The organism is Streptomyces sp. NPDC102360, from assembly GCF_044766085.1.
GTDB lineage: Bacteria > Actinomycetota > Actinomycetes > Streptomycetales > Streptomycetaceae > Streptomyces.
In genome coordinates this window covers 397543-408288 of record NZ_JBIWLG010000006.1, presented here as the reverse complement: position 1 = coordinate 408288, position 10746 = coordinate 397543, and the positions used below count along the sequence as shown (strand labels likewise).

The 10746-nt window shown below is 71.8% G+C and carries 10 protein-coding genes; 6 read left to right on the top strand and 4 right to left on the bottom strand.

The features are described 5' to 3' along the window. Positions 1–157: 157 nt before the first annotated feature. The 3 genes from thiE (at position 158) to ACIRHA_RS25225 (ending at position 2764) form a co-directional block, all read left to right on the top strand. The gene (gene thiE / locus ACIRHA_RS25235; RefSeq protein WP_403849884.1) at positions 158–805 is read left to right on the top strand and encodes a thiamine phosphate synthase; all 648 of its coding nucleotides are present in this window, start codon (positions 158–160) and stop codon (positions 803–805) included. A gap of 105 nt (positions 806–910) precedes the next feature. Then, positions 911–1831 (top strand): methylenetetrahydrofolate reductase [NAD(P)H], encoded by a 921-nt coding sequence (metF, locus tag ACIRHA_RS25230; protein WP_403849882.1) that lies wholly within the window; start codon positions 911–913, stop codon positions 1829–1831. A 45-nt stretch (positions 1832–1876) separates the two neighbouring features. Continuing rightward, positions 1877–2764: a hypothetical protein gene (locus ACIRHA_RS25225; protein WP_403849879.1), complete on the top strand. Its 888-nt coding sequence runs from the start codon at positions 1877–1879 to the stop codon at positions 2762–2764. 91 nt (positions 2765–2855) lie between these two features. On the opposite strand, the gene ACIRHA_RS25220 is transcribed toward ACIRHA_RS25225, so the two are convergent. The 4 genes from ACIRHA_RS25220 to ACIRHA_RS25205 all read right to left on the bottom strand — a co-directional run bounded on the left by ACIRHA_RS25220 (position 2856) and on the right by ACIRHA_RS25205 (position 8360). After that, the gene (locus tag ACIRHA_RS25220; RefSeq protein ID WP_403849877.1) at positions 2856–4352 is read right to left on the bottom strand and encodes a phytoene desaturase family protein; all 1497 of its coding nucleotides are present in this window, start codon (positions 4350–4352) and stop codon (positions 2856–2858) included. A gap of 468 nt (positions 4353–4820) precedes the next feature. Then, complete coding sequence (locus tag ACIRHA_RS25215; RefSeq protein ID WP_403849874.1) at positions 4821–5447, bottom strand: TetR/AcrR family transcriptional regulator; 627 nt, start codon at positions 5445–5447, stop codon at positions 4821–4823. Between the two features lie 35 nt (positions 5448–5482). Beyond that, the gene (locus ACIRHA_RS25210) at positions 5483–7567 is read right to left on the bottom strand and encodes a YhgE/Pip family protein (protein ID WP_403849872.1); all 2085 of its coding nucleotides are present in this window, start codon (positions 7565–7567) and stop codon (positions 5483–5485) included. Next, on the bottom strand, positions 7539–8360 hold the full coding sequence (locus tag ACIRHA_RS25205) for an ATP-binding cassette domain-containing protein (protein WP_403849869.1): 822 nt from the start codon (positions 8358–8360) through the stop codon (positions 7539–7541). The genes ACIRHA_RS25210 and ACIRHA_RS25205 overlap by 29 nt, the downstream gene beginning before the upstream one ends. Positions 8361–8522: 162 nt before the next feature. Here ACIRHA_RS25205 and ACIRHA_RS25200 point away from each other — a divergent pair, with 162 nt between their 5' ends. The 3 genes from ACIRHA_RS25200 (at position 8523) to ACIRHA_RS25190 (ending at position 10723) form a co-directional block, all read left to right on the top strand. Then, the gene (locus tag ACIRHA_RS25200; RefSeq protein WP_403849866.1) at positions 8523–9083 is read left to right on the top strand and encodes an SAV_6107 family HEPN domain-containing protein; all 561 of its coding nucleotides are present in this window, start codon (positions 8523–8525) and stop codon (positions 9081–9083) included. Between the two features lie 118 nt (positions 9084–9201). After that, positions 9202–10014: a methyltransferase gene (locus ACIRHA_RS25195; RefSeq protein ID WP_403849864.1), complete on the top strand. Its 813-nt coding sequence runs from the start codon at positions 9202–9204 to the stop codon at positions 10012–10014. A gap of 283 nt (positions 10015–10297) precedes the next feature. Then, a complete protein-coding gene (locus ACIRHA_RS25190; RefSeq protein WP_403849861.1) occupies positions 10298–10723 on the top strand; it encodes a DUF3040 domain-containing protein in 426 nt (141 codons plus the stop codon). Positions 10724–10746: the final 23 nt, after the last annotated feature.

The following is a 10746-nucleotide window of genomic DNA, read 5'->3' as shown; positions in this document are numbered from 1 at the left end:
GGGGCCCGCCCGGGCGGGGTTTGCGGCATATGGGGGGCGGGGGGTTTCGGGGGCCCCCCCGGGCGGGCGGGTGCGCCCGTCCCACCGGGCGGGGGGGCCCCCGGCGCCCCCGGGGGGCCCCACGCCACCGATATCGCACGACCCACGGGGGGACTTCATGGCGGAATCCAAGCGCGCACTGCTCGCCGATGCGCGGCTCTACCTGTGCACCGACGCGCGCAGGCGCCAGGGTGATCTGCCGGAGTTCCTCGAGGCCGTGCTGGCCGGCGGCGTCGACATCGTGCAGCTGCGCGACAAGGGCATGGAGGCCGGCGAGGAGCTGGAGCACCTCCAGGTGTTCGCCGACGCGGCCCGCCGCCACGGCAAGCTGTTCGCGGTCAACGACCGCGCGGACGTCGCCCACGCGACCGGCTCGGACGTGCTGCACCTCGGCCAGGGCGACCTGCCGGTCCCCGCGGCCCGCGCCGTCCTCGGCGAGGACGTGCTCATCGGCCGCTCCACGCACGCGCGGGACGAGGCCGCCGCGGCCGCCGTCCAGGAAGGCGTGGACTACTTCTGCACGGGCCCCTGCTGGCCGACCCCGACCAAGCCCGGGCGGTACGCCCCCGGCCTGGACCTCGTGCGCTACACGGCGGGCCTGGACACGGACCGCCCCTGGTTCGCGATCGGCGGCATCGACCTCACGAATCTGGACGAGGTCCTGGACGCCGGCGCCCGCAGAGCCGTCGTCGTCCGGGCCATCACGGAGGCCGACGATCCGGCCGCCGCGGCAGCCGAGTTCGCGAAGCGCCTGCGCGCCGTGTGACCTGCGCGGCCCCGAAAGAACCCGCCGGTAACGCCCGTCCCGGCGGCCTGTCCGCAAGGTGGACGGGGATTAGGGGCTTTGGATATCGGTCAGTAACCTGCCCGTATGGCCCTAGGTACCGCTTCCACCAGGACTGATCGCGCCCGCCGGGTGAGCGACATGCTCGCGCCCGGCAAGACTGCTTTTTCGTTCGAGTTCTCCGCGCCGAAGACCCCGAAGGGCGAGCGCAACCTGTGGAACGCCCTGCGCAGGGTCGAGGCGGTCTCACCTGACTTCGTCTCCGTGACGTACGGCGCGGGCGGCTCCACGCGCGCGGGCACCGTCAAGGAGACGGAGCAGATCGTCGCCGACACGACGCTGACGCCGGTGGCCCACATCACCGCCGTCGAACATTCGGTCGCCGAACTGCGCAACATCATCGGCCAGTACGCCGACGCCGGGATCCGGAACATGCTCGCGGTCCGCGGTGACCCGCCCGGCGACCCGATGGGCGACTGGATCTCGCATCCCGAAGGCCTCACGTACGCGGCCGAACTCGTTGAATTGATCAAGGAGTCCGGGGACTTCTGCGTCGGCGTCGCCGCATTCCCCGCGATGCACCCGCGCTCGGCCGACTGGGACTCCGACGTGCGGCACTTCGTCGACAAGTGTCGTGCGGGCGCCGATTACGCGATCACGCAGATGTTCTTCTACCCCGAGGAGTATCTGCGGCTGCGCGACAAGGTCGCAGCGGCCGGCTGCGAGACGCCGATCATCCCGGAATGCATGCCGGTGACGAGCGTGCGCATGCTCGAACGCCTGCCCAAGTTGAGCAACGCGGACTTCCCTCCGGAGTTGAAAGAGCGAATCCTCACAGCGAAAGACGATCCAGCCGCTGTACGCTCCATTGGCATCGAGTTCGCTACGGAGTTTTGCGCCAAGCTGCTTGACGAGGGAGTGCCGGGTCTGCACTTCATTACGCTCAACAACTCCACGGCAACGTTGGAGATCTACGAGAACCTGGGCCTGCACCACGAGCGGGGCTGATTCCGCCGTACCCACAAGGGCTACGGCCGTACGAGAGGGGCGTACATGGGCTGGGCGGTCCTCTATGTCGCGTTCGGACTGGTGGCACTGTGGCTCCTCGGTGAGGTCCTGCTGCAGTACAAGGCACGGCTGCGCTGGCGGCTGCTCGCCTTCGGCGGCTTCCTCGGAGTCGTGATCGGCGTCCTGATTCCTTCGGTGTACGTCATCGGGGCCGGGGCCATCGCGTTCGCGATCGGGCAGACGTACGTCACGCTGTCGTTCCGCCGCGGGTTCGCCGCGGGCTGGTCGCTCAAGGGCGTTCCGGGTGTTCCCGGAGCCGACCGGGGGCGGCGCTCCGAGAAGGAGCTGCACCAGGACCCGACGCTCCAGGTCACGGACCTGGAGTACGAGCCGGCGCCGCAGGAGTACGCGCCGGTCCCGGAGCCGGCGGTCGAGAGCACGGCGGTGTACGCCGCCACCGAGCCGATGCCCGATGACACCAGCCAGTACGGCGTCTACCAGGACTCGGCGTACGCCCAGACCGCCCAGGCGGCGCACGGGATGCAGGACTACGGCTACGACGCCGGGTCCTACGGCTACGACCAGCAGAGCTACGGGTACGACCCGGCTCAGCAGCCGTACGCCGCCCCGTACTCGGACCCGTACATCGGGACGCAGACGTACCCGGCGCAGCCCCAGTACGGCGACCCGTACGCCACGGGGCAGGGCTATGCCGACCCGTACGCGGCGGCCGCGGGCTACGGCGGGGAGACACCCCCCGGCGGCGTCTGGGTGCCGCAGCAGCGGGACGGCGACGGTCAGCAGCAGAACTACGGCGGTGAACTGCCGCCCGAGCAGCAGTACCCGACGTACCCGCAGCACGACCCGAACACCGGGTACGACAACAACGGGTACGACAACACCGGGTACAACGAGCAGCAGTACAGGTACTGAGGCAGGCACCGAACGCGGAGTCCCGAGCAGCTGAGGCGCTCGGGGCTCGTCGCGTATCAGGGGCTCCCGCGGTGCACGCCGAGCCCGGGGCTCACTGCGAGCCCTGGAAGTCCGGGCCCTCCACGATCAGGCCCGCCACCAGCGCGCCGGACATGACCGCGTGCGGCAGGCCGCCGCCCGGGTGGGACCAGCCGCCCACGGTCATCAGGCCGGGCAGGGCCGTGGTGTTCGACGCGTGCAGCAGCTCGCCGCGCGCCGCCGCGAGCGCGGGGGCGGGCACGGCGCCGCCCTCGGCCCCGGTGGCCTCGGCGATGTCCTGCGGGGTGCGCACCTCGTGCCACAGCAGCCGCTCGCGCAGCCCGGGCACCGCCCGCTCGGCCGCCGCGAGGATCCGCTCCACGTCGGCTTCTTCCACGCGTGCGTGCGCCGGGACGGTCACTGTGAGGGTCACCGCCTCGTGCCCGGCGTCCGGCACCGCCGAAGCGTCACCGGTGCGCAGTACGGCCACCGTCGGTCTCCGCGGCGCCGCGCCGCCTTCGAAGAGCCATGCCAACTCGGCGTCCCTGTCCGCCGCGTGCACCACCGTGCGATGCGGGGTGTCCTGCGGGCGGGCCCCGCGCAGCGCGAGGTGCACGGTCAGCCGGCTCGGCCACGCCGACTCGCGCTGGGCAGGACCCTCGGCGCGCACGGACCGGCCGGGAAGCAGCCCGCTCAGGGTGCCGGGAGCGACGCCCGCCACCACGAACTCGGCGTCCTCCACCGTGCCGTCGGCCAGTTCCACGCCTGCCGCGCGCCCGTCCTTGGCCACGATCCGGGTGACGGCCGAGCCGAATCTGAACTCGACCTTCCGCTTCAGGCAGCGCGCGTGCACGGCGTCCGCGAGGGCTCGCATTCCGCCGGCCACCGCCCACGTCCCGAACGTCTGCTCCATGTAGGGCAGCACGGCAACGCTCGCGGGGGCCGTACGGGGATCGAGGCCGTACGCCAGCGCGTACTGCTCCAGGAGCGCCACGAGGTGCGGCTCCCCGCCCAGTTCGAGCGCGCCGATCTCGGCGAGCGTCCGCGCCGCGCGGTCCTTGCGCAGGACCCGCTTGTGCACGACCGCGGGGTACGGCTCGCGGTCGGCGAGCACCTGCCAGTTCGGCCACAGCGGCTCTTCGAGCAGGGGGCGCCGCGAGCGGTCCCAGGCCTCCCGCGCGCGGTTGACGAACGCCGACCAGTGCTCGCCCGCGCCCGAGCCGACCGTCGCGTCCAGGGCCTCGGCGACGCCCGCCCGCCGCGCGTTCGGCAGGTCCGCCGTCGTGCCGTCCGCGAAGACGTGCCGCACGGCGGGCTCGATCTGGGTGAGGCCGACGAGGTCCTCCAGCGGCTCCTTGCCGGTCTTGATGAACAAGTCCCGGTGGACCGCGGGCAGCTGGAGCAGCCCCGGACCCGTGTCGAACGCGAAGCCGTCGCGCTCGATGCGGCCCAGCGACCCGCCGTACGTCGACGCGCGCTCGAAGATCACCGGTCGGTGGCCCGCGACGGCCAGCCGAGCGGCGGCCGCCATGGCGCCCATCCCCGCGCCGATCACCGCAATTCGTGCCATGCCAGGGACCTTATCCGCCACCACTGACAACGCCGCCGCCAGGTCGGACCGCCGCGGCGGTCCGCTGAGTGCAGGCACGGAGTCCACCTGGGCTTGAGCGCGCACGCCTGAGTATCCGTACCTAGTCGGGGAGATGAGTAGGTACGCGGATGGGGCCCGACCTGCGCGGACGGGAGAGTGGAGACCACGGAGAGGGGCACGGATGCGGCACCGCCGACACGGGGCGGCGGAACGGATCGAGTGCCTCTTGCCGCTCCTCTCGCCCGCAAGGGCGGGAGTGAGGACGGGGGACCACCCTGGGGGAGACCTGACGGGGGTCCAACGGGGGAACGGGGGATCCCACGGGGGAAACGGGGGATCCACGGGGGATGCGCCGGTCCGGTGCGGCCTGAGAACGACCACAGGCCCTGCCGGACCGGCGCTTCATTTGTGCCGGGCCCCGGCCCGGTCGCTGGGGGGTGCTGTGTCTCAGGCCTTCCCCGTCAGCGGCTGCCCGCCGCCCACCCGCCCCTGGAGCAGCAGCGAGAGCGCGCCGTGCACGTCGTCCAGCGAGCGCTCCGGCTGGAACGCCTGCCAGTCCAGGGCGGCCACGAGGACCATGCCCACGAGAGCCGCCGCCGTGAGCGGCACGTCGATCTCCTCGCTCAGCTCACCGCTCTCCACCGCGGACCGCAGAACGTCCTCGACCACGGCCACCGTCTCGTTGCGGACCACGGCGAGCGTGGACTGCCAAGCACGGTTGGTGCGCCACAGCTCGGCGACGTAGAGCTGGGTGAAGGCCGGGTACTGGTCGATGAACTCGAGACCCGCACGGATCATCGCGTCCAGGGCGTCGACCTTGCTGCCGCCGTTCTCGTCCGACTTCTGCGCTGCCTCCCGGAGGGAGGCGGAGAGGAGACCGACGCCGTGCCGCAGCAACTCCTCGAAGAGGACCGACTTGCTGGCGAAGTTGTAGTAGACCGTGCCCTTCGCGACCCCGGCCCGCTCGGCGATCTCGTCGACGGTGGTCGCGGAGAAGCCCTGTTCCGCGATGAGCGTGACCGCGGCCTCGTAGAGCTTCTGCCGGGTGGCCTGGCGCCGTGTGCTGCTTTCCATGCCCCTGATTCTCACAGGAGCCGATGTGGGCGCGCTCACAGGCTCAGCTCCGGGTGCAGCCGGTCCAGTGTCCAGACCTGCTTGCGCCGGGCCGTCCACGCGGTGAGGGCGAGCGCGCCCACCGTGAACGCCGTGAGCACCACGCAGGCCTGCCACACCGGCCCGAGCCCCCCGCCGGAGATCAGTCGCCGCAGGGCCTCCACGACGTAGCTCATCGGCAGGAACGGGTGGAGCGCGTTGAAGAAGCCGGGGCTCGTCTGCACGGGGTACGTGCCGCCCGCCGACGTCAGCTGAAGCATCAGGAAGGCGAGCACGAGGATGCGGCCCGCCGCCCCGAAGCGCGCGTTCAGCCACTGCACGATCGCCGCGAAGCACGCCGTGACCAGGAACAGGAAGCCGACGGTTCCCGCCGCGTGCAGCATCTCCAGCCCAAGTGCCCAGTGCAGTACGGACATCAGGGCCGCCACCTGGAGGCACCCGAGCGCGGCCACGGGCAGCCAGCCCGCGAAGGCCACCCGCCAGGACGAGGCGCCCGCCGCGAGGGCGCGCCGGTTCATCGGCTGGATCAGCATGTAGGCGACCATCGCGCCCACCCACAGGGAGAGCGGGATGAAGTACGGGGCGAAGCCCGTCCCGTAGTTGGGCGCCTTGTGCAGCGACTGGGAGGCCAGCTTGACGGGGTCGGACATCACCCCGGTGCGCTGATCGCGGTCCTTCTTGTCGTAGTCGGGGATCTTCTGTACGCCGTCGTGCAGTCCGCCCGCGAGCTCGCCCGAACCGTCGGCCAGCTTGAACATGCCGCCGTCCAGGTCGTTCGCGCCGGTCTCCAACTTGCCCACCCCGGCGTCGAGTTCCGTCGACCCGGTGTGCGCTGTTCCGAGCCCGGTGTGCAGCTTCTCGGCACCCGCGGCGACCTGGCCGGCCCCGTCGTTGAGCTTGTTGATCTGGGCGACCGCGCTCTCGACGTCCTGGTCGAGGGTCGGGGCGTGCGCGGCCAGGTTCTCGGACTGCTTCTGGAGCATCGCCAGGTGGCTGTCCATCTGGCCGAGGTTCCCGTGCTCGTCCTGGATGAGCGTGTTGAGGTCGTCGGAGATCGTGGCGACGTCGTTCGCCGCCGTCTTCGCCTTCTTCAGGTCCGGGCAGGCCGGATCGTCGATCACCGCCTTCTCGCAGCGCCTTTCGTAGACGGCGTCCAGGGCTTCGGAGCCCGCGTGCGCGCCCGTGCGCGCGGTGGGGGCGATCTTCACCAGGGTGTCCAGGTTGTGCCGCACGCCCTGCGCGGAGTCGGCGACCAGGCGAGCCGTGTCGGCGATCGCCTTCTTGTTGCCCTTCAGGAAGGGGCGCACCTGATCGGCGGCGCCGTTCACCTTGTCGGCGAGCAACTGCGTGCCGTCGGACACCTGTCGGGACCCCGACTCCAGGTCACCGGCCCCGGTGGTGAGTTTGGTCAGGCCGCTCTCCAGGTCGCCGCTGCCCTTCTTGGCGTCCTGGAGGCCGTCGGCGAGGTCCTTCGAGCCCTTCTTGGCCTTGCCGATGCCGCCCTCCAGCTGGTCCGCGCCCTTGGCCGCCTTCTTCGTCGCGTCATGGATATCCGAGAAGGACACGAAGATCTTGTCGAGGAACGAGCGCGACGCGTTGGTGGACGCCGCGGAGCGCACCTCGGAGAAGACCGTCCGGGAGATCTGCCCGACGATGTAGTTGTTCGCGTCGTTCGTACGCACCTGAAGGGCGCCGGTCTCGGGCGAGTCGCCCGAACTCGACGCGATGCGCTTGCTGAAGTCCTTCGGCATGGTCAGCGACAGGTAGTACGTGCCGTCCTCCACGCCCTTCTTCGCCTGCGCGGAGTCGACCTCGTGCCACTGGAAGGTGTCGCTGTCGTACAGGCCCTTGGTGATGTCGTCGCCCGCACTGATCTTCTGCCCCGCCGCCGACGCGCCCTTGTCGTCGTTGACGAGCGCCACCGGGATCTTGTCGAGCTTTCCGTACGGGTCCCAGAACGACCACAGGTACAGCGCCCCGTAGAGCAGTGGCAGCAGCAGGAGCGCGACGAGTGCGGCACGCGGCAGCTTCCCCCTGCCGAAGCGCCTGAGTTCAAGCGCGGCGAGCTTCGGCGAGCGCATCGGCCGTCTCCTTCGCGGTCTCGTCCGCGGATCCGCCCGCGGTGTCGTTCGTGGTGTTCACCGGGGCGGTCGACACGACGACCGCCCCTTCGGGGGCCTCGCTGCACACGGCGACGACCGTCGTGCCGGCGTCGGCCACGGCACGCAACTGGGCCCAGATCTCGGCCCGCTCGGCGTCCGCGAGCTTCAGGTCGGTGTCGTCGACGCCGATCAGGCGCGGCCGGGCGATGAGCGCGAGCGCCAGGGACAGGCGCAGCGCCTCGAGGCGCTCCAGGTCGCGCACGGAGGTGCGGGAGCCCTTCGGCAGGGTCTCGGTGTCGAGCCCGGCGGCGGCGAGCGCGGCGTCGATGCGCAGGCTCGCCTCGGCCCGCCGCTCGGCGGGCGTGCGCAGCAGTCCGCGCAGCGTTCCGTCGAACCTCCGCTGCAGCAGCGCCTGTTCCCGCAGGTGCTCGGCCACGGTCAGAGCGGGGTCGAGCTCCGTCACGCCGGGCACGTGCGCGAGCGCGCTCATCCTGCGTACGGCGGTCAGCTGCTTCGGCAGCCGCATCCCGCCGACCCGCGCCGTGCCCTCGCTCGGCCGCATCCGCCCGGTCAGTGCGAGCAGCAGGCAGGTGCGCCCGCTGCCGGAGGGCCCCTCGACCGCGATGAGCGAACCCGCCGCCGCGTCGACGCCGATGCCCCGGAAGGCCCAGCCCCGCGGCCCCTTCAGGCCGAAGTCCGTGGCGGCCACCGAGGCTCCGGCCGTCGCCCCCTGCTCGTCCGCGCTCGTCGCCCCGCTCGCCGGGCCGTCCATGGGTCCCCCCTGGGCACTTATTTGAACTGACTGGTCAGTGCAAAAGTTAGCCCGAACTTCCGATCGAAGCAAAATGCCTGGTCAGGGCCGATTGTCAGTGGCGTACCCCACGATGGGCACATACGGCCACAGCGCCGTCACACAGACGACAGGAGGTTCGTCATGGCTGGACACAAGGCACCCACCACAGCTGCCACCCGCCGCGGCGCCACCGGCCCTGCCCCCTCACCCACCGGACCGGCGAGCGACATCCACCCGGTCCTCCGCCGGGCCGGCGCCCCGCCCGCCGCCCTCGACCTGCTCGCCCAGGCCCGCGCCGGACTCGACGAGGCGTCCGGGCTCGAGACGGCGAACGAGCGGTACGCCACGGCCCATCTCGCCGCGCTGCGCACCGCGGCCGCCGTGCTCGCGGCCCGCGGCAGGCCCGAGTCCACGCCCAGGCGCCGCGCGAAGATACGCAGCGCGTGGGAAGTGCTCCCCGAGATAGCTCCCGAACTGGCGGAGTGGAGCGCCCTCTTCGCCGCGGGAGCCACCAAGCGGGCCCGCGCGGAGGCGGGCATACGCGACGCGGCCACGGCCCGCGACGCCGACGACCTGCTGCGCGACGTGGCGATGTTCCTGCGCCTCGTCGAGCGCGCGCTCGTGCTGCAGCCGGTGCTGCCCAAGCCCCGGCAGGAGGGGGACGAGCGTACGAGCCGGAGAAAGGTGCAGGACGCCGGGTAGCGCCCCGGGACCGCGCGCACGCATGGCGTGGTCGCCGGGCCGCGCCCATTAGGGTGGAGGCGCCCGAACCAGTACTTGCTCCGCCGCCGGTCGGAGCCGCCCCGAGGAGTCACCTGCCGTGTCGGATCACCGCCCTCGAACCACGTCACCGCGTTCCGACTCCTCGCGGCCCCGCGCCTCCCTCCGTACCGCCGTGGTTTGGGACGTCCTCAAGGACGCCCTCGACCGGCGCGCCAAGTCGGCGGGGAGTGAGGGCCAAGGGGCTCTCGATGTACTCGACACCGGTGGCGGCAGTGGCAACTTCGCGGTGCCGGTGGCCCAGCTGGGCCACCGCGTCACCGTCGTCGACCCGAGTCCGAACGCGCTGTTCGCCCTGGAGCGCAGGGCGGCGGAGGCCGGCGTCGCCGACCGGGTGCGCGGCGTCCAGGGCGATGTCTCGGGCCTCTTCGACGTCGTCGAGCGCGACGGATACGACGCGGTCCTGTGCCACGGCGTCCTCGAGTACGTGGAGGAGCCGGCGGAGGGCGTGCGCAACGTCGTGGGGGCGCTGCGCTCCGGCGGCGTGCTCAGCCTGCTCGCCGCGGGCCTCGGCGGCGCCGTCATCGCGCGGGCCCTCGCGGGGCACTTCAAGGAGGCCAGGCAGGCGCTCGACGACCCGGCGGGCCGCTGGGGCGAGGGCGACCCGGTGCCGCGCCGCTTCACGGCCGAGCAGCTCACGGAGCTCCTCGGCGGGGCCGGCGTGGACGTCGGCGCGGTGCACGGGGTGCGGGTCTTCGCGGACCTCGTCCCGGGCGTCCTCGTGGACACGGAGCCGAGCGCGCAGCGGGAGCTGCTGAAGCTCGAGGCGGCCGCCGCCGAGCTGCCCGCCTTCCATGCCGTGGCCACGCAACTGCACGTGCTCGGTGAGAAGCGAGTGGCCCAAGAGGGCTGACCGGGCCGACCGATGGCCGTCAGCCGCCGCTGATCAGCGGCGCAGCGATTGATGGAGTACGCCACAGGCCACCCGATCGGACGCTCGGCGCCGTATGATCTGAGGTGACCGTCCGGCATGACGGGTCGGCCGCTGGGGCATGTCGCCCTGTGAGCCGGGACGCCGTGTCGCGGTCGACAATGGCGAAGTTGGCGTAGAGGGGCGGGTTTCACGGGGGCGATTCCCTGCCTATCCTGAAGGGGACCCCCGGTCGCCCCGGCGACTGCACGATGAGGAGGACTCCGTGCCGCTCTCGGAGCACGAGCAGCGCATGCTCGAGCAGATGGAGCGAGCGCTGTACGCCGAAGATCCCAAGTTCGCGACAGCGCTTGAGGGAAGCGGGCTGCGTACATACACCCGACGTCGGGTCTACCAGGCAGTCGTGGGCTTCCTGGTGGGTATCGCGCTCCTCATGGCAGGAATGGTCGCGCAGCAGATCTGGATCAGCGTGGTGGGGTTCCTCGTCATGCTGGGATGTGCGGTGCTCGCCGTCACCGGCTGGCGCAAGGCCCCCAAACCAGGGGAGCAGCCGGAAGCCGGAGCCGCCGGAGCCGTGCCGGGCGCACCGGCGACCCGACGGCAGGGCAAGCAGAAGCGCTCCATGATGGACCGCATCGAGCAGCGCTGGCAGCGCCGCAGGGACGAGCAGGGCGGACAGGGCGGCCGCTGAGCGGCGAGCAGGCAGCCGCCGAC

Bases quoted from the DNA above. Each gene is read 5' to 3' on its own strand.
- thiE (WP_403849884.1), top strand. From the start codon at position 158: ATGGCGGAATCCAAGCGCGCACTGCTCGCCGATGCGCGGCTCTACCTG.
- metF (WP_403849882.1), top strand. From the start codon at position 911: ATGGCCCTAGGTACCGCTTCCACCAGGACTGATCGCGCCCGCCGGGTG.
- ACIRHA_RS25225 (WP_403849879.1), top strand. From the start codon at position 1,877: ATGGGCTGGGCGGTCCTCTATGTCGCGTTCGGACTGGTGGCACTGTGG.
- ACIRHA_RS25220 (WP_403849877.1), bottom strand. From the start codon at position 4,352: ATGGCACGAATTGCGGTGATCGGCGCGGGGATGGGCGCCATGGCGGCC.
- ACIRHA_RS25215 (WP_403849874.1), bottom strand. From the start codon at position 5,447: ATGGAAAGCAGCACACGGCGCCAGGCCACCCGGCAGAAGCTCTACGAG.
- ACIRHA_RS25210 (WP_403849872.1), bottom strand. From the start codon at position 7,567: ATGCGCTCGCCGAAGCTCGCCGCGCTTGAACTCAGGCGCTTCGGCAGG.
- ACIRHA_RS25205 (WP_403849869.1), bottom strand. From the start codon at position 8,360: ATGGACGGCCCGGCGAGCGGGGCGACGAGCGCGGACGAGCAGGGGGCG.
- ACIRHA_RS25200 (WP_403849866.1), top strand. From the start codon at position 8,523: ATGGCTGGACACAAGGCACCCACCACAGCTGCCACCCGCCGCGGCGCC.